At 71.8% G+C, this 24,123-nt stretch carries 19 protein-coding genes; 8 read left to right on the top strand and 11 right to left on the bottom strand.

Annotated features, from left to right (window positions below; translation table 11 throughout):
* Positions 1–55: 55 nt before the first annotated feature.
* The gene (locus DFP74_RS01785) at positions 56–724 is read right to left on the bottom strand and encodes a hypothetical protein (protein ID WP_121180100.1); all 669 of its coding nucleotides are present in this window, start codon (positions 722–724) and stop codon (positions 56–58) included.
* A 74-nt stretch (positions 725–798) separates the two neighbouring features.
* Positions 799–1,383: a DoxX family protein gene (locus tag DFP74_RS01780; protein ID WP_121187964.1), complete on the bottom strand. Its 585-nt coding sequence runs from the start codon at positions 1,381–1,383 to the stop codon at positions 799–801.
* A gap of 352 nt (positions 1,384–1,735) precedes the next feature.
* Between DFP74_RS01780 and DFP74_RS01775 the strand changes: the two genes are divergently transcribed.
* The 4 genes from DFP74_RS01775 to DFP74_RS01760 all read left to right on the top strand — a co-directional run bounded on the left by DFP74_RS01775 (position 1,736) and on the right by DFP74_RS01760 (position 6,796).
* A complete protein-coding gene (locus DFP74_RS01775; RefSeq protein WP_121180099.1) occupies positions 1,736–2,428 on the top strand; it encodes a ribonuclease HII in 693 nt (230 codons plus the stop codon).
* 192 nt (positions 2,429–2,620) lie between these two features.
* Positions 2,621–5,059 (top strand): AAA family ATPase, encoded by a 2,439-nt coding sequence (locus DFP74_RS01770; protein WP_121180098.1) that lies wholly within the window; start codon positions 2,621–2,623, stop codon positions 5,057–5,059.
* A gap of 162 nt (positions 5,060–5,221) precedes the next feature.
* Positions 5,222–5,953 carry a nucleotidyltransferase family protein gene (locus tag DFP74_RS01765; RefSeq protein WP_121180097.1) on the top strand — a complete coding sequence of 244 codons (732 nt, stop codon included), beginning with the start codon at positions 5,222–5,224 and terminating at the stop codon, positions 5,951–5,953.
* A gap of 66 nt (positions 5,954–6,019) precedes the next feature.
* Positions 6,020–6,796, top strand: a complete 777-nt coding sequence (locus DFP74_RS01760; RefSeq protein ID WP_121187963.1) for a tyrosine-protein phosphatase — start codon at positions 6,020–6,022, stop codon at positions 6,794–6,796.
* Positions 6,797–6,885: 89 nt separating this feature from the next.
* Here the strand turns inward: DFP74_RS01760 and DFP74_RS01755 are convergent, their stop codons facing one another.
* Both DFP74_RS01755 and DFP74_RS01750 read right to left on the bottom strand, forming a co-directional pair.
* Positions 6,886–8,493: a hypothetical protein gene (locus tag DFP74_RS01755; protein ID WP_121180096.1), complete on the bottom strand. Its 1,608-nt coding sequence runs from the start codon at positions 8,491–8,493 to the stop codon at positions 6,886–6,888.
* 163 nt (positions 8,494–8,656) lie between these two features.
* Positions 8,657–8,956: a hypothetical protein gene (locus tag DFP74_RS01750; RefSeq protein WP_121180095.1), complete on the bottom strand. Its 300-nt coding sequence runs from the start codon at positions 8,954–8,956 to the stop codon at positions 8,657–8,659.
* Between the two features lie 567 nt (positions 8,957–9,523).
* Here DFP74_RS01750 and DFP74_RS01745 point away from each other — a divergent pair.
* Together DFP74_RS01745 and DFP74_RS01740 are read left to right on the top strand one after the other, a co-directional pair.
* The gene (locus DFP74_RS01745) at positions 9,524–11,581 is read left to right on the top strand and encodes a SpoIIE family protein phosphatase (RefSeq protein ID WP_121180094.1); all 2,058 of its coding nucleotides are present in this window, start codon (positions 9,524–9,526) and stop codon (positions 11,579–11,581) included.
* Between the two features lie 218 nt (positions 11,582–11,799).
* Positions 11,800–13,455, top strand: coding sequence for an RNA polymerase sigma factor (locus DFP74_RS01740; RefSeq protein ID WP_121180093.1), 1,656 nt, complete (start codon positions 11,800–11,802; stop codon positions 13,453–13,455).
* Between the two features lie 288 nt (positions 13,456–13,743).
* On the opposite strand, the gene DFP74_RS01735 is transcribed toward DFP74_RS01740, so the two are convergent.
* Together DFP74_RS01735 and yaaA are read right to left on the bottom strand one after the other, a co-directional pair.
* Positions 13,744–14,070: a nuclear transport factor 2 family protein gene (locus DFP74_RS01735; protein ID WP_370013475.1), complete on the bottom strand. Its 327-nt coding sequence runs from the start codon at positions 14,068–14,070 to the stop codon at positions 13,744–13,746.
* Positions 14,071–14,196: 126 nt separating this feature from the next.
* Positions 14,197–14,994: a peroxide stress protein YaaA gene (gene yaaA / locus DFP74_RS01730; protein WP_121180091.1), complete on the bottom strand. Its 798-nt coding sequence runs from the start codon at positions 14,992–14,994 to the stop codon at positions 14,197–14,199.
* A gap of 161 nt (positions 14,995–15,155) precedes the next feature.
* Here yaaA and DFP74_RS01725 point away from each other — a divergent pair, with 161 nt between their 5' ends.
* Positions 15,156–15,866: a GNAT family N-acetyltransferase gene (locus DFP74_RS01725; RefSeq protein ID WP_158612952.1), complete on the top strand. Its 711-nt coding sequence runs from the start codon at positions 15,156–15,158 to the stop codon at positions 15,864–15,866.
* Between the two features lie 199 nt (positions 15,867–16,065).
* Here DFP74_RS01725 and DFP74_RS01720 read toward each other — a convergent pair whose 3' ends face one another.
* Positions 16,066–16,290: a hypothetical protein gene (locus DFP74_RS01720; RefSeq protein ID WP_121180089.1), complete on the bottom strand. Its 225-nt coding sequence runs from the start codon at positions 16,288–16,290 to the stop codon at positions 16,066–16,068.
* A 473-nt stretch (positions 16,291–16,763) separates the two neighbouring features.
* Between DFP74_RS01720 and DFP74_RS01715 the strand changes: the two genes are divergently transcribed.
* Positions 16,764–18,869: a type IIA DNA topoisomerase subunit B gene (locus tag DFP74_RS01715; protein ID WP_121180088.1), complete on the top strand. Its 2,106-nt coding sequence runs from the start codon at positions 16,764–16,766 to the stop codon at positions 18,867–18,869.
* A 51-nt stretch (positions 18,870–18,920) separates the two neighbouring features.
* Here DFP74_RS01715 and DFP74_RS01710 read toward each other — a convergent pair whose 3' ends face one another.
* From DFP74_RS01710 to DFP74_RS01695, 4 genes are all read right to left on the bottom strand, one after another.
* Positions 18,921–20,060, bottom strand: a complete 1,140-nt coding sequence (locus tag DFP74_RS01710; RefSeq protein WP_121187962.1) for a PLP-dependent cysteine synthase family protein — start codon at positions 20,058–20,060, stop codon at positions 18,921–18,923.
* A gap of 411 nt (positions 20,061–20,471) precedes the next feature.
* Entirely contained in the window at positions 20,472–20,798 is a 327-nt protein-coding gene (locus tag DFP74_RS01705) for a M48 family metallopeptidase (RefSeq protein WP_121180087.1), read from the bottom strand.
* 201 nt (positions 20,799–20,999) lie between these two features.
* Positions 21,000–21,524 (bottom strand): carbonic anhydrase, encoded by a 525-nt coding sequence (locus tag DFP74_RS01700; protein ID WP_121180086.1) that lies wholly within the window; start codon positions 21,522–21,524, stop codon positions 21,000–21,002.
* Between the two features lie 81 nt (positions 21,525–21,605).
* Positions 21,606–24,092: a DNA topoisomerase (ATP-hydrolyzing) subunit A gene (locus tag DFP74_RS01695; RefSeq protein WP_121180085.1), complete on the bottom strand. Its 2,487-nt coding sequence runs from the start codon at positions 24,090–24,092 to the stop codon at positions 21,606–21,608.
* Positions 24,093–24,123 lie beyond the last annotated feature (31 nt).

Here is a 24,123-nt window from a genome sequence, read left to right as displayed (position 1 = left end):
ACCGGCAGAGAAACCAGAAGATCGTTACTGAAGATCTAGCTATGTAGTACTAGTCCTAGTGGTCGACCCAGACGTACCAGTCGTCGCTGACGTGCTCGTAGACCTTCGAACCGTGCCCGGGGACGAAGACGCCCTCGGGGAGCTCCGCGGTGCTGTGGGCCAGACCGGACTGGCTCAGCAGGCCCGCGCCCTGGACGGCGAAGTAGGTGACGTCCTCCTCCGTGCCCGTGCTGCTCCCCACGCTGTGCAGCGGGTACAGCCCCGTCCACTCTCCGTTGCGGGGAATGGTCGTGGGGTCCTGGACCTCGGAGGCCAGCGAGAGCAGGTCGTCGGTCGAGGCGCCGACCCGGGCCTGGAGGGGGACGTCGGCGACGGACAGCCCCAGGGCCAGCGCCGCGATGATCGGCGCGGACACCCAGCGCAGCCAGTAGTAGCGGATCATCGGGCGCGCGACGGCGAGCGCGATGCCCAGGCGCAGGGCGCCCATCCCGGCGAGCAGCAGACCGGCGCCCACGCCGATGAGGAAGGTGGGGAGGTGGCCCCCGGGGACGCTGTCCTCGTACAGGAGTACGAGCCCGACCACCGAGCACGCGGGGATGTAGAGCCGCCCCGGAGGTCGGGAGGCCCAGCTGATCAGGCGCTGACCCGGCGTCGGCTTCTCCGCCATCGCGATCAGTTTGGCCACAGACCCCTCGGAGGCGGGATCGGAGGCAGCGGCGGACATGATGTTCCCCCCACCGAATCCATGTCGGGTGGCCACGGTCCGAAAGCGCGCAGCGATAGCGCGCACGGGCCGGGTCAGAGTCGATGCGGCCGACGAAGCGCGGCCTCACCGACAGGATAGAGCAGAGGGGGAGCGTGTTCGGGGCGTCGGGCCGAATCCGTGAGGTCGGTGACGGAGACCGCCCCGGAGGCGGGGCGGGGTGCGGGTGTGGACCGCCGCACCCTCGGGGCCAGTACCAGGTAGTCCCACGACCACCGGCCGCCACCCACCGCCATGAGCACGCACACCGCCGTGACCAGCGCCGTCGCCGCCCACGAGCCGAACGGCGCGGCGTCCTGCGCTCCGGCGGAGACCGCTCCCACCACGGCCGCCGCGGCCAGCGACGGACCCGCCAGCCACGTGAGCAGGCCCACGGCGAAGGAGATCGACAGGGCGACCAGAAGGGTCGGCAGGAGCGCGGCGACCAGGGCCGCGGCCGGGACCCCCGCCTCGGCCAGCCGCTCGGCGACCAGGTGTTCGCGGCCCCGCAGCGCGAGCCCGTAGTCGGCGAACATCGCGCCCACGCCCACGCGTGTGACGGTGGAGACCACGTCGTACAGGCGGCCCCGCACCCGGAGCATGCCGGGTCGGGGCCGCCTGTACGACGTGGAGCGCTGCATGTCCATTCCCTCCGGAAGGCCCGTCACGGCTGGTCCGACAAGCGGAAACTACCGAAAGTGACGACGCGTGCACGATCGTCGCGCTCGGTGAGTCGCGCAATGGTCCCCCGATTCGTGGTGCTGGCTGAGTGGTGGCGAGTGGGCGATGGCGGGCGACGGGTGGAGGGGCTGCGGCCGGAGGTCGTCGTGTGAGGGTGGTAGTCCACCCCTTCGCGAAGCGCCCGGGTGGGCGATGGCGGGTGGCGGGTGGAAAGGTTGCGGCCGGAGGTCGTCGTGTGAGGGTGGTAGCCCACCCCTTCGCGAAGCGCCCGGGTGGGCGATGGCGGGTGGCGGGTGGGATTAGGGTGGGACCGTGTCGACCTCCGCTGCCTCTGCCGTCCCCGCCCCCACGTTCGAAGTGGAGGAGGAGTTGCGCGCCCACGGCGCCCGGCTGATCGCCGGGGTCGACGAGGTGGGCCGCGGAGCCTGGGCCGGACCCGTGCTCGTGTGCGCCGCCGTCGCGGGCGCCGGTGACCCGCCGCCCGGACTCACCGACTCCAAACGGCTCACCCCCAAACGCCGCACGGCCCTGGCCGAGCAGCTGCGCCCCTGGGTGGCCGACCACGCCTTCGGCTGGTCCGAGCCCGCGGAGATCGACGAGGTCGGTATGACCGAGGCCCTGCGCCGGGCCACGCACCGTGCCCTCGGCTCCCTCTCCACCGCCCCCGACGCCGTCATCCTCGATGGCAAACACGACTTCATCGGCCGCCCCTGGCGGGTCCGCACGCAGGTCAAGGGCGACCTGACCTGCATCAGCGTCGCGGCCGCCGCGATCCTGGCCAAGGTGCACCGCGACGCCCTCATGGCGGACCTGGCGGGCCTGCACCCCGCCTACGGGTTCGAGAGCGGTGTCGGGTACCCCTCGCCCGTCCACCGGGCGGCCCTGGCCGAGCACGGACCCACCGCCCACCACCGGATGAGCTGGTCCTACCTCGACGACCTGCCCCGATGGCGCCATCTGCGCAAGGCGCGCCCCGTCCCCGACGGCCAGCTGCCCCTGCTCTGACCCGGGACCGCGGACCGCTCGCGCCCGCCGTGCCGGGCGGGGCGCGCCGACACGCCGCCCCGCACTGGACATCCGGGCCCACGGGGGGCAAAGCTGTGCCTGTGGACGTCGGCCCCCCGACGCCGTTCGGCCCCCCGCCACCCCGCCCTGGAGAGCCGACCGCCCACGGACCCCCACGCAGGAAGGGGCTTTATGACCCGGGACACGCGCTCGGCCGCCGCCGCTGAACCGGGGCGCTCCTCCGGACTCGACCGTCTGCGCGCGCTGTACCACCGCGTGCCCATGGCCCGTCGACTGGTGGCCGCGCTGGTCCTGTGCGCCGTCGTCGCCGTGGTCGCGCTGCTGATGGGCGGCAGCGCCTTCGGGGCGGTCACGGGCACGCTCGTCCTGCTCATGGTCCTGGCCGCGCTGATGCGGTCGGTCGACGCCTTCGTCACCGTCCTGGTGTGCGTCGTCTGGCTGGCGGTGACCGTGCCGCTCTTCCAGATCCCGCTCCCGGGCGAACCGGTCGTCCTGCTCCTGGTGCCCGTCCCCCTGCTCGTCGTCCTGGCGGCGTCGCGCGTGCGCGAGTTCCCCGCCTGGCACACCGCCGCGCTCGCCCTCACCGCCGGCCTCATCGCCGGGTTCTCCGTGGCGCTGGTCGGCATGGTCGTGGAGCCGGTGTCCGCCTCCTGGGGCGTGGCCCTGCTCTACGCGGCGGCCGGCGCCTGCGTGCTGTGGCGGCTGGCCGCCTCACGCCAGATCATCAAGGCCTCCGAGGACCGGCGCGCGGGGGAGGCGCCCACCGCCCGGCGCACCACGCCGACCGTCGGCCGGCCGGTGCGCGAGCGCGCGGACGCGGCCCCCCTCCCCACCCGCCGCCGTGACGCCGGCGGCGCCGAGGACGGGGAGCCGGTCCCCGTGGACCAGGCGCTGGCCGAACTCGAGGACATGATCGGCCTCGACCCCGTCAAACAGCAGGTCCGCGCGATCGCCGCCTCCATCGAGGCCGCCCGGCTGCGCGCCGACGCCGGCTTCCCCGTCGAGCGACCACTGCGCCACCTGGTCTTCTCCGGCCCGCCGGGCACCGGCAAGACGAGTGTGGCGCGCACCCTCGCCACGATCTTCCACTCCTTCGGCCTGCTGCCCACCGCCCGGGTCGTGGAGGCCCAGCGCGCCGACCTGGTGGGGGAGTACCTGGGCGCGACCGCCATCAAGACCAACGAGCTGGTCGACCGGGCCCTGGGCGGCGTCCTGTTCGTCGACGAGGCGTACTCACTGGTCAACGAGGGTGACGGGCAGGCCGACCGGTTCGGCAACGAGGCCGTGCAGACCCTGCTCAAGCGGGCCGAGGACGACCGGGACCGGCTCGTCGTCGTGCTCGCGGGCTACGAGAAGGAGATGGACGCCTTCCTCGCCTCCAACCCCGGCCTGGCCTCCCGGTTCGCCACGCGCATCACCTTCCCCAGCTACACCGCCGACGAGCTGACCCGCATCGCGCGGTCGCTGGTCGCGCAGCGCGGCGACGTCCTCGATCCGGAGGCGGAGCGGGCGCTCCGACACGGCTTCGACCAGGCGGTCCGGCGCGAGGCCGTCGACGACCTGGGCAACGGGCGCTACGCCCGTTCGGTGGTGGAGAAGGCCGCCCAGGCACGCGACGTGCGCGTGGTCACCGCGGGTGTGGACGGTGACGCGCCCGCGCCGCGCCCCGAGGCCGAGGACCTCATCACCGTGCGCGCCGCCGACGTGACCACCGCCCACGCCGAACTCACCGCGCGGCTGCCGGGGTTCGGAGAGACGCCGGGCATCGAGGAGGCCCTGGCCGAGCTCGACGCCATGATCGGGTTGGAACCGGTCAAGGAGCAGGTCCGGTCCATCGTCGCCCAGCTGCGGGTGGCCAAGCTCCGCGAGGAGCAGGGCCTGCGCAACCAGGCGCCCATGCGGCACTTCGTCTTCACCGGACCCCCGGGCACCGGCAAGACCACGGTGGCGCGGGTCCTGGGGCGGGTGTTCTCCGCGCTCGGCCTGCTGGGCCGGGCCGAGGTGGTGGAGGCCCAGCGCGCGGACCTGGTGGGCGAGCACCTGGGCGCGACCGCGCTCAAGACCAACCGGCTGGTGGACCGGGCCCTGGGCGGCGTGCTGTTCGTGGACGAGGCCTACTCCCTGGTCAACCCCGGCTACAGCGGCGGCGACGCGTTCGGGGCCGAGGCGATCCAGACCCTGCTCAAGCGCGCCGAGGACGACCGGTCGCGGCTCGTGGTCGTGCTCGCCGGATACCCGGCCGAGATGGAGCGGTTCCTGGCCTCCAACGCCGGTCTGTCGTCGCGGTTCAACGTCCGCGTGCGCTTCCCCTCCTACTCCCCGGACGAGCTGACCGAGATCGCCGAGGCCGTCGCGGCGAGCACGGGCGACGCCTTCGACGACACGGCGAGGGAGGACCTGCGCAGCATCTTCGCGCACGTGTGCGCCGAGGGGTGGATCGACGAGCTGGGCAACGGGCGCTTCGCCCGGTCGCTGTTCGAGAAGGCCAGCTCCCACCGCGACCTCAGGGTCTCCCAGGACGTGGGCGCGTCGGCGACCGCCGCCGACCTGACCGTCGTCACCAGCGCGGACGTGCGCCTGGCCTACGCCGACGCCACCCAGAGCAGCTGACCCTCCCGCGCGCCGCGGCCGTGGGCGGGCGCCGATCGGGGCGGGTGCGGCCACGGCCCCGGAGCGGGGCCCGGCCACGGCTCGAAGGGGTGCCGGCCCTACCCGCACCAGCGGGGTCAGCACCCTGGGGGCACCGGCGGACCGGCTGCTAGGGTCCCGACTATGACCGCTTCCTCCTCAGCATCCGCGTCCCCCGTCACCCAGGCGCTCATCCTCGCCGGAGGACAGGCCACCCGGCTGCGGCCCTACACCGACACCCGCCCCAAGGCGATGGTGGAGGTGGCCGGACGGCCCATCATCGACTACCAGCTCGAGTGGCTGACGGGCCACGGCGTGGAGCAGGTCGTCGTGTCCTGCGGCTACAAGGCCGAGGTCCTGCGCGAGCACCTCGACGCCCGGCGGGACGGCCCGGAGATCACCCTCCTCGTGGAGGACGAGCCGCTGGGCCGGGGCGGCGCCCTGCGCTACGCCTCCAGCGGCCTGCGCGACCAGGACGCCCCCTACTTCGCGCTCAACGGCGACGTGCTCACGTGGTTCCCGCTGGACGAGTTCACCGCCCACCACCGCGACCGGGGCGGTGCCGCGACACTCGCGCTCGCCCAGTTCCGCACCACCTGGGGCATCGTGGACGTGGACGAGCAGGACCGGATCGAGGGCTTCACGCAGAGCCCGCTGCTGCCCGTGTGGATCAACGCCGGCGTCTACCTGTTCGAGCCGGAGATCACCCCGCTGCTGCCGGCCAAGGGCGACCACGAGTCCTCCACCTTCCCCGACCTGGCCAAGGAAGGGCGTCTGACCGCCTACCGGATCGACGGATTCTGGCGCGGAGTGGACACGGCCAAGGACGTCAAGGAGGCGGGCGCGGAGATCACCGCCATGCGCGACGCCGTGTGACCGCGGGCCGTCCCATGGTCGGACGCGGCCTGTTCGGATCCCAGGGTGGTCGGTATCGTCACGGACGTGACAAGTGACGGTTTCATCCTCCCCAGTGCCCCCAACTTCCGCGATCTCGGCGGTCTCCGGTCCGCCTCCGGGCGGACGGTCCGCCCCGGCCTGCTCTACCGTTCCGACGCCCTGCACTCGGTCAGCACGGAGGACCTCGCCGCCTACCACGGCCTGGGCATCCGACAGCTCGTCGACCTGCGCACACCGGTCGAACGGGAGCGGCTCCCCGACATCGTCCCGGACGGCGCGGAGTACGCCGTGGTCGCGGTCCAGGGCCAGAACGCCGCCGGGGCCAACTTCACCGACACCCTCGCCGACCCCGACGCGGCCCGCGCGGTGTTCGCCGACGGCGCGGCCGAACGGTTCATGTACGCGGTCTACCGCGAACTGGTGGCCGACGAGGAGGCCCTGACCGGTTACCGGGAGCTCGTCGAGCGCGTGGCGACGGGCCCCAGCTCCCTGGTCTTCCACTGCAGCGCGGGCAAGGACCGCACCGGGTGGGGCGCCGCGATCATCCTGACCCTGCTCGGGGTGGACCGCGCCGACGTCCTGGCCGACTACCTGGCCAGCAACGAGCGCCAGGCCAACACCGACGCGTGGATGCGGCGCCTGTCCGTGAACAGCGGCCTGGACTGGGAGGACGTCGCACCGATGACCCGGGTGCGCCCGGCGTACCTGGAGACGGCGTTCGCCCACGTGGACGAGGTGTACGGCTCCTTCGACCAGTACGTCGCCGACGGCCTGAAGATCTCCGAGACCGTGGTGGAGCGGCTCCGCGAGCGGCTGCTCTAGGCAGGCGGCCGGCCCTCCGTCGGCCGGCCACCGTCGGCCGAGGACCGGCGCGCCGGGTCCACCGAGGTCCTCCGAGCGGCCGGGGTGGGTCAGAGGGCGTCGAGGCGGCGGCGCAGGTCCGGTTCGTCGCGGGCGGCGCCGAGGACCTCGCCCAGGGCGGCGAGGACGGTGGGCCGGTCCACGCCGCGGTCGAGCATGCGGCGGGCCGCGGCCCACAGGTTGGCGGGCCGTCCCGTCCACAGGCGCTCGGCGAGGCGTTCGTGCCGGTCCAGCTCCCGCTCGCGCTCGGGGTCGTCGACGGTGACCGGCCGGTACCAATGGTCCTGGCCGCTGGAGTGGCGGCCGTTGTGCGGCGTGGCGGCCTCGTACTCGCCGTAGTGGTCCAGCCGCAGCAGTGCCCGGCGGCCGGTCCGGGTGGCCGGGTCGAACTCCTCCGGCGCCCACAGGATGAGTTCGCTGGCCAGCAGGGGGAAGGCGAACATCCGCCGGGCGAGCGCGGCGAAGTCGCCGTCCGGCAGTAGGCGGCGGATCGCCTCCTGGCGCAGCCCCAGCGGGCGGGCCGGGTCGCGGTAGGTGCGGGTGAAGGCCGAGGTGGCCTCCCACAGCGCGTCCAGGGTGGCGCCCACGGCCACCTTCGGCAGGCCCGATCGGGCTCCGGCCCAGCGGATCCAGGCCGCCAGGACGTGCGGCATCGCCTCCTGCTCCTCGGTGAGCAGCACCACCCGCCCGGGCAGCCAGTGCAGCAGGAACGACTCGACCTTGCGCGGGCTGATCCGCATCGGCCGACCGTCGTCCACGTCGCAGCCGTGCGCGATGATGTGGTCGACGCAGCGGCTCGCGGCGTAGGAGTCCGAGAGTTCGGCGGCCTCGTCCGAGGCCAGGAAACGGGCGGCCAGCACCGCTCTGCGGTCGCGTCGCCAGACCGGGGCGGGGGTGACGTGCACGCCCGCGGGCGGCTCGGGCAGGGCCTGGATGCGGGAGGCGGCCAGCGCGAAGTGCGCGGCCAGTGACCCGCCGGCGAGGTCGGCGGCGGTGAGGCCGACCGGTTCCACGACGGGGGCGCCGTGCTCGGCGCCGGCGCCCGCCACCACACGCGAGGTGCGTTCCAGCGCCCGGACCAGTCGCACGCGGGCCTCGGTGAGCTCGACCTGCTCGAAACGGGCGTACTCGTCCAGTTGGGCACGCTCCCGGCACTGGGCCAGGAGCCGGTCGACCTTGGTCGTCACCCACGCGTCGCGCAGGACGCCGCCGCCGTTGTGGTCCACCACCAGGATGAGCGCGTGCTCGGGCGGCACCGCGCCCGCGCCGTCGGGGGCGTCCCGGCTGAACACGCAGACCACGTCGTCGGCGTCGCCGAACTGGTCGCCGTTGACGTAGGCGGCCACCGGGGTGACCGCACCGAGCTGGTCGGCCCAGGCGGGCATCTGCAGTCCCTGCTCCTTGAGCGCGATCATGCCCTGTTCGGCGAGGTCGCGCTGCTCCGTGGAGGTGCCCAACGCGGTCACCGCGGCCAGCACCGCCAGGCCGGCGGGCCGGCCCGAGGCGGTGGCGTGGGTGATCAGGCCCTCGCCGAGCAGCCGTTCGACGTCCACACCCGGCAGGCGTTCGCCCCACCAGGCCCCGAGCATCTCGCTGAAGGCCAGTTCGGCGTCGAGCGGGTGCCGCATGGCCAGGAGGGCACGTGCGGCGCGCAGCATCTCGTCGAAGACCGCGTCGGGGACCGGCGGAGGACCTGAGGACGTGGGTGGTGTAGGGGAGGGCACCACCCGAGCGTATGACAGCCGGGGCCTTGGCCGATCCCGCCTGTGGACGGCGGGGCCGTGGTCGCGGCCCCGGGGCCCGGGAACGCGGCCCGGGTGTTCAGGGCCGCGGGCCCGACCGGGGCGGGGGGACCGTCCGGTGGCCGGTCAGGAGCGTGCCCGCGCGGCGCGGCGGCCGGAGCGCCTGGTGCGAGGGCGGGACCGAGTTCACCAGTGCCTCCAGGTGCTCGCGGGCCACGCGTTCGACCAGGTCCGGGGTGACCTCGATCCCCAGATGCGCGATGCAGTGCCACGTGTCGCCGACACAGCGTTCGACGCGTCGGCGGGACAGCCCGCTGAACTCGTCGTGGAGCCGTGCCGAGATCTTCGGAAGATCCTGGACCGGGAAGGTCTGGAGCATTCGTGCTCACACCCCTAGTTGATGATGGCCTGGACGGTGACCTCCACCCATTCCACTTGTTCTGGACTGACTGTCAACCCCTCTTCCGGCGCGCTGTTGATAAAACCTGAGGGATCTGCCGTTTACCCGACTCCTGCTGTTACCGCAGGTCAACACGGAGATAAAGGGCAAGTCGGACATCTGATGGTCCGATGGCACGCGAGTTCGGTCAAAGTGCACAAGGGTGGCGAACGCCCGCAATCAAGCGAAAACGTGTCCGTGAAACCACGCGGTGACTGTTCCCCGGGCGCCGGGTGACCTACCATTTACCTTCCACGTCCACGGGCGTCCCCCGCCGCGGCCGCAGTCCAGCGCGGCGGGTGTGTCCTATGCTTGAGCCGTGACAGTGGCCGAGAGGAGTCATGGAGTGTGACTCCCGAGGGCCCTGGAGTCCCCCGACCGCAATCGGCGCCATGGACGAACGAGCGCCACGGGCGGACGAGGGCCGTCACGTCAGACGTACGGTCCAGGCAACAGCCCCAGCGAAACACGGGTGGGGAATCCGAGGGTCCCGGAGGTGTCGAGCAGTTGAGCGCCGAGACGTCCATTCCGCCACCCAGGGTCAGCGGGGCGGAACTTCCCGACGCGGTGAAATCCCTTCTCACCGACGCGCCGATCGGGTTCGCCCTTATCGGCCCGGACGACGCGTTCGGCACCATCAACCAGCGGCTCGCCGACCTGGTCGGACTGACACCGGCCCAGTGCCTGGGACGGCGCCCCGATGACCTGGTGGGCAAGTCCGCCTCCGCCGTCGGCGCCGCCCTGCTGCGCACTGGACCGGCCGCCGCCCGAGAGCTGGGCCGCTCCGTCCGCGAACGCCACCGCACCCCCGCCGGTGAGGTCTGGGACCTGACCTGGTTCCCGGTCACCTCCCCGGACACCGGCGACGTGCACGTCGCCCTCATCGCCGCCCGCGACCACGACGGCGGCGCCACCCGCCGTGAGGAGGAGCGCCTGCGCGCCCTCCTGCAGGCCGGCAACCAGATCGTGTGGACCGCCGGGGCGACCGGCGAGGTCCACGAGGACTCGCCCCAGTGGCGGGCCATCACCGGCCAGGACCTGGAGTCCTACCTCGGCCGCGGCTGGCTGCAGGCGCTCCACCCCGACGACCGCGAACGCGTCGAGATCGCCTGGGGCGACGCCGTCCTGGACGCCACGCCCTTCGACGCCCTCTTCCGCGTCCGTACGCGCTCCGGCGGCTACACGCACTACCGCGCCCGCGCCAACCCCGTCAGCGACGGCGTGCGCACCACCGAGTGGATCGGCACGCTGGTCGACGTCACCACCGAGCGCGAGGCCGACGAACTGCGCCAGCGCCTCAACCACCAGCTCAGCGAGGCGGCCATGCGCACCGCCCGGCTGCAGCAGGCCACCTCCGACCTCGCCGAGGCCCTCACCGTCGCCCACGTCGTCGACGCCATGTCGGACATCGGCCGCTCCGGTGTGGGCGCCCACCACACGTCCGTGGTCCTGCTGGACCGCGACCGCCTCCGCCTGCGCACCCTGGCCGCCGAGCACGCCCACGAACTGCCGCGCCCCACCTTCCCCCTGGACCACCCCGACGTCGCGGCCAGAGCCGTCGCCGACCGCGCGCCCCTGATCGCCGCCGGCCCGGCCGAGCTTTCCGCCCTGTTCGACGGCGCCCCCGAGGTCGCCGAACTCCTGGACACCACCCCCGAGCGCTCCTGGGCGGCCCTGCCGATGATGGTGGCGGGCCGGCCCATCGGGGCCCTGCGCTTCGCGTTCTCCGCCCCGCGCGAGATCACCGACGAGGAACGCGTGTTCCTGGAGGCCCTGGCAGGCCAGTGCGCCCTGGCCATCGGCCGGGCCACGCTCTACGAGCGCGAGCACAGCACCGCCGAGGAACTCCAGCACAGCCTCCTGCCCGAGGACCTGCCGCAGGTCAGCGGGGTGCGCCTGGCCGCCTACTACCGGTCGGGCTCCCAGCACGTCCAGGTGGGCGGCGACTGGTACGACGCCTTCCCGCTGCCCGACGGCCGCGTGGCCGGCGTCCTGGGCGACGTCATGGGGAAGGGCATTCCCGCGGCGGCCGGGATGAGCCGGATCCGCAACGCGCTGCGCGCCCTGGCCTACTCCATGCCGGAACCGGCCGACGTCCTGACCGGGCTGGACCGCATGTTCACCGCCACGGAGGGTATGGACCAGGTCACCACGCTGGTCTACTTCGTGCTGGACCCGGTCACGGGCCAGCTGGACCTGAGCAACGCGGGACACCTCCCGCCGCTGGTCGTGGCCGGTGGCGCGAGGGCCTCACTGCTGGACAGTGAGCCGGACACGCCGTTGGGGGTCACGTCCGAACGAGGTCACCACAAATTCTTCGTCCAACCCGGTAACACCGTGGTCCTGTACTCCGATGGACTGGTTGAGAACCGAAAGCGCTCCGTCGCCTCGGGGCTGGACGAGTTGGTCGATGTGGCCTCGTCGGCACCGCCGGAGGTGGTGGGCGATCCACAGCTCATGCTGGAGTACCTTGTTGAGAGCATGCTCGAAGGGTATGAGCAGGACGACGACGTCACTCTGCTCGCTGTTCAGCTACCGGTGATCGATTCCGCGTCGGAGCGGTAGACCGTACGAACAAGTCCATTGCCTTGCCTACAGTGAAGAAGTCGTTCCGCCCCGCGACGCGGGGGTGAGCCCAGCGCATACGCTTGGTAGACAAACGGCTTCCCCGCCCCAGTGGGGACGATCCCAGGCCGCAGGTGGGAGAGGGTGCAGTGCCCGGTCCCGGCCAGGCGGACCACCGGGTCCGACAATCTCGCCACACGTCCGTTCGAGAGGTGTTTGTGTCATCTGCCAGTTCGACTCGCTCGAAGCAGTCCGAGTCACTGCAAGAGCCCGTCATTCAGCAGCTGATCGAGCGTGGGCGGTCCCAGGGCTTTCTTGAGCCCGAGGACGTGCGCCGTGCCTTCGAGGAGGCCGAAATCCCGATGTCGCAGGCGCAGTCCGTGCTCCGCAGCCTCGCCAAGGAGGGCGTGACCGTACTCGTTCCCGAGTCGGCCTCCTCCCGGCGCAAGGCTCCGCGGCGCAAGACGGCGGCCACGCGGTCCACCTCGACCAAGCCCACTGAGGCCACCACGTCCCCGCGGGCCGCCAAGCCCGTGCGGGCCGCGGCGGCACAGGAGCAGCCCAAGACGGTCACCGCCGTCGTGGACTCCACCGAGTCCGCCGAGGGCTCGAAGGCGACCAAGAAGGCGGCGCCGGCCAAGAAGGCCGCGCCCGCGAAGAAGGCGGCGCCGAAGAAGGCCGCCGCCAAGAAGACCGCCACGACCAAGAAGTCGGCCAAGAAGGACCTCGAGCTCGCCCCCACCGGGGACATGGCCGAGGAGCCGCTGGACGACGACCTCGAGCACACCGGTGCCGAGCTCGAACTGGTCGAGGACACCTCCGACACCTCCGACAAGGACGCGGTCAAGCCGGCCAAGCCCGAGGCCGTCGGCGCTCCCGCCAAGTCCGACAAGAACGACGACTCCTTCGTCCTGTACGAGGACGACGACGACGCGCCCGCCGCCCAGGTGGTCGCGGCCGGCGCCACCGCGGACCCGGTCAAGGACTACCTGAAGCAGATCGGCAAGGTTCCGCTCCTCAACGCCGAGCAGGAGGTCGAGCTCGCCAAGCGCATCGAGGCCGGCCTGTTCGCCGAGGAGAAGCTCGCCGAGGAGTCCGAGCTGCTCACCTTCGAGCTCCGTGACGAACTGGAGTGGATCGCCGAGGACGGCGGCCGCGCCAAGAAGCACCTGCTCGAGGCCAACCTGCGCCTGGTCGTGTCCCTGGCCAAGCGCTACACCGGCCGCGGCATGCTGTTCCTGGACCTGATCCAGGAGGGCAACCTGGGCCTGATCCGCGCCGTCGAGAAGTTCGACTACACCAAGGGCTTCAAGTTCTCGACCTACGCCACCTGGTGGATCCGGCAGGCGATCACCCGCGCCATGGCCGACCAGGCCCGCACCATCCGTATCCCGGTGCACATGGTGGAGGTCATCAACAAGCTGGCCCGCGTGCAGCGCCAGATGCTCCAGGACCTGGGCCGTGAGCCCACCCCGGAGGAGCTGGCCAAGGAACTCGACATGACCCCTGAGAAGGTCGTCGAGGTGCAGAAGTACGGCCGCGAGCCGATCTCCCTGCACACTCCGCTGGGCGAGGACGGCGACAGCGAGTTCGGTGACCTCATCGAGGACTCCGAGGCCATCCAGCCGGGCGAGGCCGTGAGCTTCACGCTGCTGCAGGAGCAGCTGCACTCGGTCCTGGACACCCTGTCCGAGCGCGAGGCCGGCGTCGTGTCCATGCGCTTCGGTCTCACCGACGGCCAGCCGAAGACTTTAGACGAGATCGGCAAGGTCTACGGGGTCACCCGTGAGCGCATCCGGCAGATCGAGAGCAAGACGATGTCGAAGCTCCGTCACCCGTCGCGTTCGCAGGTGCTCCGCGACTACCTGGACTAGGTCGCTCCAGGTGGTTCACGACTCACGTTGACCTCTTCCGTTGGGCCGCTCCGATCGCTCGGAGCGGCCCAACGGCGTTCGGTGCCCCATGGGCTCACGAGTGTGGCGACGCCCGCGTGTCCCTCGCCCAGGTGGCATGTCCCCGCGTGTACCAGGGTTCCCCTGTCGTCCATCCGACACGGCCATGCTGCCGCACCGGCTGTAGGTGCGGCATAAAGTCGCGATGCTGATTCGTTATGCGCCGGAGCACGGGCACTCGGGAGCTCCCGAGCGCGGCAACGCGGGAGCTCAGCCCTCGCGGATGGTCATGCGGCTGATCGCGTCCCCCTCCACAGCGAAGGTGAAGGAACTCAGGCCGTTGGCGTGGGTGGAACGCCAGTCGCCGACGACGGTGACCTCCGACCCGTCGGACCGGCACTCCTGCGGTGTCAGCACGCCCCGCGCGCCGATGAACTCCTTGTCGCTCCAGGCCTTGATCCGCTCCCGTCCGGCGAACTCGCGGCCCCAGTCGTCCACGACGCCGTCCGGTGTGAACGCGTCCAGGAAGGCGTCCTCGTCGTGGCGGTTCACCGCGGCGACGAACGAGGCGACCGGCTCGGGGATCGGCGTTTCCAGGCGTGACTCGGACATGGGGTTCCTCTCGGTGGGCGGCGACTCGAGCCGAGCTTAGGCACGGGGCCGGACGCGGAGAAGGTCCGGCGCGCGTGTCGTCCTCAGTCGCGCACGACGACCGTGTCTCCCTCAGTCGCGCACGACGACGTCCAGCACCCGTGCGGTCCCGGGCCGGGCGGCCGGCGGCAGCTCCACGGTGTGCCCCAGGTCGCGCAGGGCGCCCACCAGCTCCTCGGGCGTGGCCGCCTCGACTCCCTCGGCCAGCAACGCGCGGGCGATGTCGCCGCGGGTGGCCTTGGCCATGTGGCTGACCACGCTGCGGCGCGCGGTCCCGTCCACGACGCGCTCGCGCAGCACGCGCACGGCGACGGTGCGCTCGGCGGTCGCGCCGGTGGGTTTGAAGGCCGCCGCGTAGGTGGCCGAACGGCAGTCGACCAGGAGGCGGTCCTCGGCGAGCGCGCCGAGCGGCGCGGCCGCCTCCCTGCGCCAGAAGGCGCCCAGACCGCCCAGCGGAGGCAGCTTCACCCCCATGGACAGGCGGTAGGGCGGCACCCGGTCGAGGGGGCCCACCACGCCCCACAGCCCGGAGAAGACCAGGACGCTCTCCCGGGTGCGCTCGGCGCTCGGGGAGTCGAGCAGGTCCGGCAGGTCCAGGCGGTCGTAGAGCACACCGGTGTAGAGGTCGGCGGCCCTGAGGGTGGGCGCGGTCGCCAGGTCCAGGTTGCGCTTGAGCGCCTCCGCCAGGCCGGGCGAGAGCCCCAGGACCTCCAGGGCGGTGTCCTCGGGGCCGCCGCAGAGCTCGGTCAGTGCCGCCATGACCTTCGCGCGGGCGGGGGCCAGCTCGGGGAGGGTGAGCGCGTCGGTGTCCAGACGCGGTCCCTCTCCGGCGGTGGCCTTGCCCTCGGACGGCGGCAGCAGGATGAGCATGGTGCGAACTCCCAGGCGGGGACGGTACGGGCGGCGGTGGGCCCATGCTACGGCCTGCTCGGAGCGGGGGTGGGCGCGGCCGCTCGGACGCCGGGGTGGGATCATCCGCATTCGGATACCGGCCGACGGCGGCCGACCCGGAAGCGGAGAGGACGCGGCGCATGCGGGAGTGGTCGGAACGGATCGCGGGGGACTGGCCGCCGGCGGAGGTGGAGACCGCGCAGGGCTGGCGGCTCGGCTACGGGGGCGGGGTGACCTTCCGCGCCAACTCCGCCTACGCGCTCGACCCGGGCGCTCCGGGGCCCCTCGCCGCGGTGGAGCGCTTCTTCCACGCGCGGGGCGCGCCCGCGGCGGTGCAGATCTGGCCGGGGATGGACGACCTGGACGCGGACCTGGCCGACCGCGGCTTCACGGCCCACAGAGCGGCGCTGGTCATGGTCCGCGACATCGGGGGCGCGCGGGCGCCGCGGGAGGGCTTCGAGGTGCTTGCGCGGCCGGATGCGCGCTGGTGCGGGCTGTGGCCGCAGGAGACCGCGGACCCGCGTGTGGTGGAGGGCCAGCACCGCATCATGGACCGGGTGCCGGTCATGGGCTACGCCGTGGACACCGCGGGGAACGCGCGCGGGTGCGGCGCGCTGGGGGAGGGCTGGGTGGGGCTGTACAACATGCTCACCGCGGCGTCCGCGCGCGGCCGGGGGCTCGCGGGCGGCATCATCGACTCGCTGCTCGTGTGGGGCCGGGACAAGGGCGCGCACAGCGCCTACCTGCTGGTCGTGCGCGACAACGTGCCGGCGCTGCGGGCCTACGAGCGGGCGGGCTTCGCCGAGGTCGCCCGCTACCACTACCGGGTCGGCCCGGCGCCGGGCGCGTGAGACCTTCGCCACAGGACGGCGGGCCCGCCCGTCACCCGCCGCCCGGAGGCCGCTGTGCGGTGGGGCGGGCCTCCCTCAACGGACGCCTGCGGCGCAGCGTCTCCCGCATCGTCTCCATGATGCGGACACAGGCGACGGCGGCGGCCCAGGGGCCACCGCCGTCGTCAAGCCTGTTGAGTTGTGCCTTTCGCGTTTGCGGCTAACGCTCTTCGGAGCTCTTCTCGCTCTCGGTGAGCTTGTGGGTCTCGTCCTGGATGTCCGAGGCGATCTTGCGCAGGGAATCGTCGTGCTTGCGCATGTGGTGCGCGCAGAACAGAAGTTCGCCACCGGAGTTCAGCAGCACCCGGACGTACGCCGGTGCACCACAGCGGTCGCAACGGTCAGCAGCCGTCAGCGGCTGGGTGGGGGCAAGGGTTCCAGTCACTTCGCCATCCTCAATACTCGGCGTTAGTCACCTCTGACAACATCTAACCCGACCCAGACGTTCCCAACCGAGCCCCCTGTACGCCGACAGCGGAATCGGTCGGATCGGTCGCTCGATGGGGTGGTCTGGGGTCGGATCGGCTGAACGTCCGTTCTGCTTCTAGATGTACCCCTCGTCCGGCGTCGGCATCCCCGGAAAACGGGAGTATCCAGGTCGCATCCACCGGAGGTGGTAGTGTCGCGCGGGGTGGGACCCGTCCCGAACCGCCGCCCCTGTCGGCGGATCCGGTTCCGGGCGAGTCCGGCGACGACGCCGGGCACAGTGCGGGCGTGCCACCGGAGATCGCCCACTCACGCGATGCGCCGAGGCCGACCGCCGACACGCTCGTCCCCCATTCGTCGGTGCGGCACGGTACAAAGGGCACGCACCGCATCAGAGCCACGCAGGCCCCTCAAGACGCAGGAGATGTCCGAGTGACCGCCTTGACCGCAGCCGTCCACGACCCCGGGGACTACTCAGCCCGGCACCTGTCGGTCCTCGAGGGGCTCGAGGCGGTGCGCAAACGGCCGGGTATGTACATCGGGTCCACCGACAGCCGGGGTCTGACCCACTGCATGTGGGAGATCATCGACAACTCCGTGGACGAGGCCCTCGGCGGCTTCTGCGGCCGCATCGACGTCACGCTCCACTCCGACGGTTCGGTGTCGGTCAGCGACGACGGCCGCGGGATCCCGGTGGACGCCGAACCCAAGTCCGGCCTGTCCGGTGTCGAGCTGGTCATGACCAAGCTCCACGCGGGCGGCAAGTTCGGCTCCGGCTCCTACACCGCCTCCGGCGGCCTGCACGGCGTCGGCGCCTCCGTCGTCAACGCCCTTTCCGCCCGGCTCGACGTGGAGATCGACCGCCAGGGGCGCACCCACGCCATCAGCTTCCGCCGGGGCATCCCGGGCCGCTTCGCCGGAGCCGGCCCCGACGCCGAGTTCACGCCGGTCTCCGGGCTGGAACAGGTCCGCAAGGTCGCGGCCAAGCTCACCGGGACCCGCATCCGGTTCTGGCCGGACATGCAGATCTTCCTCAAGGACGCCGACATCGCCCGCGAGTCCCTCCTGGACCGGGCCCGCCAGACCGCGTTCCTGGTACCCGGCCTGACGATCGCCGTGCGCGACGAGCGGGTCGAGGGCGAGACCGTGTTCGAGGAGGAGTTCCGCTTCGACGGCGGGATCAGCGAGTTCTGCACGTTCCTCGCCCCCGACGAGCAGGTCAGCGACGTCCTGCGGATCCAGGGCAGCGGCAACTTCACCGAGACCGTGCCCGTCCTGGACGACGCCGGGCACATGGTGCCGGCCGACGTCGAGCGCCGCCTGGACGTGGACGTGGCCCTGCGCTGGGGCACCGGCTACGACACCACCGTGCGCTCCTTCGTCAACGTGATCGCCACGCCCAAGGGCGGAACGCACTCCAACGGCTTCGAGCGCGCGCTGGTGCGGGTCATCAACGACCAGCTGCGCACCACCAAGCTGCTCAAGGCCAACGACGACCCCGTCACCAAGGACGACACCCAGGAAGGGCTCACCGCGGTCGTCACCGTCCGCCTGCCCGAGCCGCAGTTCGAGGGCCAGACCAAGGAGATCCTCGGCACCTCCGCGGCGACCAGGATCGTCTCCCAGATCGTCGGCAACGGGCTGCGCGAGTTCCTCACCTCCACCAAGAAGGCGGAGAAGGCCAAGGCCCGCCTGGTGCTGGAGAAGGTCGTGGGCGCCGCCAAGGCGCGCCTGGCCGCCCGCCAGCAGCGCGAGACCCAGCGTCGTAAGAACGCCCTGGAGAACTCCGCGCTGCCCGCCAAGCTCGTGGACTGCCGCAGCGAGGGCCTGGAGCACAGCGAGCTGTTCATCGTCGAGGGGGACTCGGCGCTGGGTACCGCCAAGCTGGCCCGCGACTCGGAGTTCCAGGCGCTGCTGCCGATCCGGGGCAAGATCCTCAACGTGCAGAAGTCGTCGGTCGCCGACATGCTCAAGAACGCCGAGTGCGCCGCCATCCTCCAGGTGATCGGAGCCGGCTCCGGCCGCACCTTCGACATCGACGCGGCCCGCTACGGCCGGATCATCCTCATGGCCGACGCCGACGTGGACGGCGCGCACATCCGCTGCCTGCTGCTCACGCTCATCTACCGGTACATGCGCCCCATGCTGGAGGCGGGCCGGGTGTTCGCGGCCGTGCCGCCGCTGCACCGGGTCGAGCTGACCAACGTGCGGCGCAAGCGCGGGGCCAAACCCGAGGACCGCTACATCTACACCTACTCCGACGCCGAGCTCCGGCGCACGCTGCTGGACCTGGAGAAGCGCAAGCTCTCCTGGAAGGAGCCGATCCAGCGGTACAAGGGTCTGGGCGAGATGGACGCGGACCAGCTGGCCGAGACCACCATGGACCCGCGCTTTCGCACGCTGCGCCGCATCCAGGTGGAGCAGGCCGAGGACGCCGCGAACGTGTTCAACCTGCTGATGGGCAACGAGGTGGCGCCGCGCCGCCGGTTCATCCAGGAGGGCGCCCAGGAGCTGGACGTGGCGCGCATCGACGCCTGACGGCTTCCGCGCGGGGCCCGGACGGAGCGCTCCGTCCGGGCCCCGCGTGTGTCAGGAGCCGGGCGGGTGCCACACGCCGTCGGCGAGCAGGCGGTCGATCGCGGTCCGGTAGGGGGCGGGGTCCAGTCCCTTGTCCGCCACCCAGGCGTCGTCGTAGTAGCTGTGCTGGTACCGTTCGCCGCCGTCGCAGATCAGGGTGACCACGCTGCCCCTGCGGCCCTCGTCGAGCATTCTGGCGACGAGGTGCCACACGCCCCACAGGTTCGTGCCGGTGGAGCCCCCGGCGGACAGTCCGGTGCGGTCGGCCAGATGGCGCATGGCGGCGATGCTCGCGGCGTCGGGCACCGGCATCATCAGGTCGATCACCGACGGCACGAAGCTGGGCTCCATGCGCGGGCGGCCGATGCCCTCGATCCGGGAGGGCATGCCCGTGGCGTAGTCCGGCGCGCCGGTCACCCAGCCGGGGAAGAACGCCGAGTTCTCCGGGTCCACGACCGCCAGCCGGGTGCCCAGGCGGCGGTAGCGCAGGTAGCGGCCGATGGTGGCGGACGTACCGCCGGTCCCCGCGCCCACGACGATCCAGTCGGGGCACGGGTAGCGTTCCATGCCGAGCTGCTCGAAGATCGACTCGGCGATGTTGTTGTTGCCTCGCCAGTCGGTGGCGCGCTCGGCGTAGGTGAACTGGTCCATGTAGTGGCCGCCGGTCTCGGCGGCCAGCCGCTCGGCCTCGGAGTACATCGCGGGCGGGGAGTCCACGAAGTGGCACCGGCCGCCGTGGCGCTCGATGAGGGCGATCTTCTCCGGGCTCGTGCGGCGCGGCATCACCGCGATGAACTCCAGCCCGACGAGCTGGGCGAAGTAGGCTTCGGAGACCGCGGTGGAGCCCGAGCTCGCCTCCACGATGGTGGTGTCCTGGCTGATCCACCCGTTGGCCAGCCCGTACAGGAACAGCGACCGTGCCAGCCGGTGCTTGAGGCTGCCGGTGGGGTGCACCGACTCGTCCTTGAGGTACAGGTCGATGCCCCACTCCGGCGGCAGGGGAAAGACGTGCAGGTGCGTGTCGGCCGAGCGGTTGGCGTCGGCGACGACCTTGCGGACCGCTTCGTCGGCCCAGGACCGGGCGCTGGCGCTGCACCGGTCCACCCAGACGTGGTCGGAGGGCTCAGGGCTGTCAGGTGATTCGGGTGGCATGGGCAGCAGCGTATCCCGCCCGTCGCCCACCAACGCCCGGGGGCGCAGGGGCGCGGGGGAGGGGCTTCCACCCTCAGCGGACGCCTACGGCCCAGTCCACTTGCCCGTCGCCCGCCATCGCCCAGGGGCGCAGGGAGGGGCTTCCACCCTCAGCGGACGCCTACGGCGCAGTCCTCCCGCCCGTCGCCCGCGACCCGTCACCCGCCATCGCCCAGGGCCCGCCATCGCCCGGGGCCGTGCTCCGGCCCTAGGCCGTGTTTTTTGCGGCATTCCGGGCTCGCGGCCGCCAGGACCGCCTCTCGCTGCACCTCTGCGCTCGTGCAGCACCACCGTGCTGAACATCGCACAGCGTCTTGCGAGAGACGACCTGACGACCGCGAGCTCACCCGAAAGCCTTCAGAAGAACACGGCCTAGTCCAGGGACCCGCCCGACATCACAGCGTGCATGCGGCGGTAGGTGGACGCCTCGTCGTGCCGGTTCTGCCGCTCCAGCGTGCGCGCCAGCGCGATGTGGGCCCAGTTGTCGACCGGGTCCAGCTCGATGATGCGGCGGAAGGTCCGCTCGGCCTTGTTCAGCTGTGCCGAATGAAAGTAGGCGCGGCCCAGCAGTTCCAGCAGGGAGCGGCTCTCCGGCTCGTCCTCGACGATGGGTTCGAGCGTGCGGGCGGCGTAGATGGGGTCGCCCAGCTCCAAGAACATACGGGCCCGGTTGAAGGTTTCGTAGGTGCTCTCTTCCACGGTGCTCCTCTCGACGGCGCCGACCGTCCCGGATCACAACGGCCATGGGGATGGCCGCATTCCCAGGGGGCTGGGAGGGGCGGGCCGCGGTCCGGCCTCACGCCGGACCGCCGCCGCCCTCACAGAAGAGATCCCCGGTCACGTGGGCCACGACACCCGTCGGGCCGGATCCGGTGGAGCAGGAGCGCCTGGAGCCGCGTGTCAGACGTCGGCCGGCGAGATACGGCCGGTGTCGACGTCGTAGATCGCGCCCGCCACGGGCAGGCCCGCGGGCAGCAGCGGGTGGTGGCGGATGCGCTCCAGGTCGTGCCTGAGCGCGCCCAGCTGGTCGCTGTCGGTGTGGAACTCCAGGCTGCGGGTGTCCACGCCGTACTCCTCCTGGATGAGGTCGTGCACGACGTCGTCGCTCTCGACGGAGGCCATCTTGCAGCGGGTGTGCGGCAGGACGAGCACGCGCTCCACGCCGAGCAGGTACACGGCCAGGACCAGGGTGCGCAGGGTGTCATCGGTGACGCGCGCGCCGGCGTTGCGCAGGATCTTGGCGTCCCCGGGCTTGAGCCCGAGCATCTCCAGCGGCTCGATCCTGGAGTCCATGCAGGTCACCAGGGCCAGACCACGGGCGGCCAGCGGCTTGAGGCCGTTCAGGGAGAACTGGGCGGCGTAGTCGTCGTTGGCGGCGAAGACGTCCGCGAAGTCGTCGGGGCCGGGCGTGCTGTGCGCACTCATGGGTGGTCGCTCCCTCGTCCTTGGCAGGGGTGTGCCGTGCACATGGAACCAGGCCCGTGTGCACGGCACGTTTCGAGATACTCAGGTACCCGACCCCGGCGCGGTGATCCCGGAGTCGGTCTGTCCGCTCCCCACTGTAGTAATCGCACGTGGGAGCGCGTCACCCGACCCGTCGCGACGCTCACTCAGATCGGGTAGGCGCACCGGCTTGCCGTCGGCGCGCGAGGCCCGCGCGGGGGAGCGGCCCACCCAGGCGAACAGGAGCGTGTCCTCGCCCTTGAGGAAGCGGTGGCAGCGCACACCGCCGGTGGCCCGGCCCTTGACCGGATAGGCCTCGAACGGTGTGACCTTGGCCGATCCGGCCTGGGTGCCCTCGAGCGCGGTGGACTCGCCCGCGATGGTGACCAGCACCGAGTCCTCGGGCAGCGGGACCGCGCCGAACCACAGCACGTGGGCGTCCTCGGACAGCCGGACGCCGGCCACGCCCCCGGCCGGGCGGCCCTGCGGACGCACGGCGGTGGCGGAGAAGCGCAGCAGCTGCGCCTCGGAGGTGACGAAGGCGAGGTCCTCCTCGCCGGTGGAGAGCTGGGTGACGCCGACGACGCGGTCGTCGTCCTTGAGGGTGATGACCTCGAAGTCGTCCTTGTTGGGCGGGTAGTCCGGGGCGACGCGTTTGACGACGCCGCCGCGGGTGCCCACGGCGAAACCGGGGCCGGAGGGGTCCATCGCCACCACCGACACCACGTGTTCGTCCTCGTCGAGCTGGACGAACTCCGACACGTGCAGACCCGCGGCCAGGGGCGGGCGCTCGGTTCCGTCGTCGGGCAGCTCCGGTAGCTCCACGACCGGGACGCGGATCATCCGGCCCAGGTCGGTGACCAGGCCGATGTCCGAGCGGGAGGTGGTGGGCACGGTGACCGTCACCGCGTCGTGCTTGGTGCGCAGGCCCTCGTACACGCGGGGCACGGTCGCGCCCTTGCTGCGGCCGATGTTGCCCTCCACGCCGAACACCACGTGGCAGGGCTGGTCGGCCATCTCCAGGGGGATGACCGCGCTGCGGGCGGCGCCGTCGCTCTCCCTCAGCTGGGTGCGGCGGGGGGTCGCGTACTCCTTGGAGACCTCGCCCAGCTCCTTGGAGACCAGACGGCGCAGCTTCTTGTCGGACTCCAGGATCGAGGTGAGCTCCTCGACCTCCTTGTTGAGCTTGTCGCGCTCGGTCTCCAGCTCCAGCCGGTCGTAGCGCGTCAGGCGGCGCAGCGGGGTGTCCAGGATGTAGCGCGCCTGGATCTCGGAGAGGTCGAAGGCGCCCATCAGGGACTCGCGGGCCGCCGCGGTGTCGTCCGCCTCGCGGATCAGGGCGATCACGCGGTCGATGTTGAGCAGCGCGACCATGAGGCCGTCGACCAGGTGCAGGCGCTCCTGGCGCTTGGTGCGGCGGTGCTCGCTGCGCCGGCGGACCACGTCCAGGCGGTGGTTGACGTAGACCTCGAGCAGCTCGCGCAGGCCCAGGGTCTGGGGCTGGCCGTCGACGAGGGCGACGTTGTTGATGCCGAAGGTCTCCTCCATCGGCGTGAGCCGGTAGAGCTCCTCCAGCACGGCCTCGGGGTTGAAGCCGTTCTTGAGTTCGATGACCAGGCGCAGGCCCTGGTTGCGGTCGGTGAGGTCCTTGAGGTCCGAGATGCCCTGGAGCTTCTTGGCCTGCACGAGCTCCTTGATCCGGCTGACGACCTTCTCCGGCCCCACGCTGTAGGGGAGCTCGGTGATGACCAGGCCGGTGCGGCGGGCCGAGACCTTCGTGATGGAGACGGTGGCCCGTGTCTTGAAGGTGCCCCGGCCGCGCTGGTAGGCGTCACGGACGCCGTCCAGGCCGACGATCGTGCCGCCGGTGGGCAGGTCGGGTCCGGGGACGAACTCGGTGAGCTCCTCCAGGGTGGCGTCGGGATGCGCGATCAGGTGCCGCGCCGCCGCGATGACCTCGCCCAGGTTGTGGGGGGCCATGTTGGTGGCCATGCCGACCGCGATGCCGGAGGAGCCGTTGACCAGGAGGTTGGGGAAGGCCGCGGGCAGGACCTCCGGCTCGGTCTCCTGGCCGTCGTAGTTCGGCTTGAAGTCGACGACGTTCTCGTCGATCGAGGAGACCAGGAGCTCGGCGGGGCGGGCGAGCCTGGCCTCGGTGTAACGCATGGCGGCCGGGGCGTCGTCGCCGCCCAGGGACCCGAAGTTGCCGTGGCCGTCGACCAGGGGGACGCGCATCGCGAACGACTGGCTCAGGCGGACCAGGGCGTCGTAGATCGCGCTGTCACCGTGGGGGTGCAGGCGACCCATCACCTCCCCGACCACCCGGGCGCACTTGACGTGGCCGCGGTCGGGCCGCAGGCCCATCTCGTTCATCTGGTAGAGGATGCGCCGCTGCACCGGTTTCATGCCGTCGCGCGCGTCGGGCAGCGCGCGTTGGTAGATGACCGAGTAGGCGTACTCCAAGAAGCTGCCGCGCATCTCCTCGGAGACGTCGATGTCGATGATCTTCTCGGCGAGATCCTCGGGGGGACGGGAAGTAGTACGGGCCATGTCCGTCATTGTGGCCTGTGCCAGGGACTGA

This window comes from Nocardiopsis sp. Huas11, from assembly GCF_003634495.1.
Taxonomy (GTDB): Bacteria; Actinomycetota; Actinomycetes; order Streptosporangiales; family Streptosporangiaceae; genus Nocardiopsis.
The sequence above is the reverse complement of the archived record's forward strand: the minus strand, read 5'-3'. Positions and strand labels throughout refer to the sequence as shown.

What these genes read in the sequence shown, in the direction of transcription:
- DFP74_RS01785 (WP_121180100.1), bottom strand. Translation starts at nt 724, where the DNA reads ATGTCCGCCGCTGCCTCCGATCCCGCCTCCGAGGGGTCTGTGGCCAAA.
- DFP74_RS01725 (WP_158612952.1), top strand. Translation starts at nt 15,156, where the DNA reads ATGCGGGAGTGGTCGGAACGGATCGCGGGGGACTGGCCGCCGGCGGAG.
- DFP74_RS01710 (WP_121187962.1), bottom strand. Translation starts at nt 20,060, where the DNA reads ATGCCACCCGAATCACCTGACAGCCCTGAGCCCTCCGACCACGTCTGG.
- DFP74_RS01695 (WP_121180085.1), bottom strand. Translation starts at nt 24,092, where the DNA reads ATGGCCCGTACTACTTCCCGTCCCCCCGAGGATCTCGCCGAGAAGATC.
- yaaA (WP_121180091.1), bottom strand. Translation starts at nt 14,994, where the DNA reads ATGCTCATCCTGCTGCCGCCGTCCGAGGGCAAGGCCACCGCCGGAGAG.
- DFP74_RS01770 (WP_121180098.1), top strand. Translation starts at nt 2,621, where the DNA reads ATGACCCGGGACACGCGCTCGGCCGCCGCCGCTGAACCGGGGCGCTCC.
- DFP74_RS01780 (WP_121187964.1), bottom strand. Translation starts at nt 1,383, where the DNA reads ATGCAGCGCTCCACGTCGTACAGGCGGCCCCGACCCGGCATGCTCCGG.
- DFP74_RS01765 (WP_121180097.1), top strand. Translation starts at nt 5,222, where the DNA reads ATGACCGCTTCCTCCTCAGCATCCGCGTCCCCCGTCACCCAGGCGCTC.
- DFP74_RS01750 (WP_121180095.1), bottom strand. Translation starts at nt 8,956, where the DNA reads ATGCTCCAGACCTTCCCGGTCCAGGATCTTCCGAAGATCTCGGCACGG.
- DFP74_RS01700 (WP_121180086.1), bottom strand. Translation starts at nt 21,524, where the DNA reads ATGAGTGCGCACAGCACGCCCGGCCCCGACGACTTCGCGGACGTCTTC.
- DFP74_RS01755 (WP_121180096.1), bottom strand. Translation starts at nt 8,493, where the DNA reads ATGCTGCGCGCCGCACGTGCCCTCCTGGCCATGCGGCACCCGCTCGAC.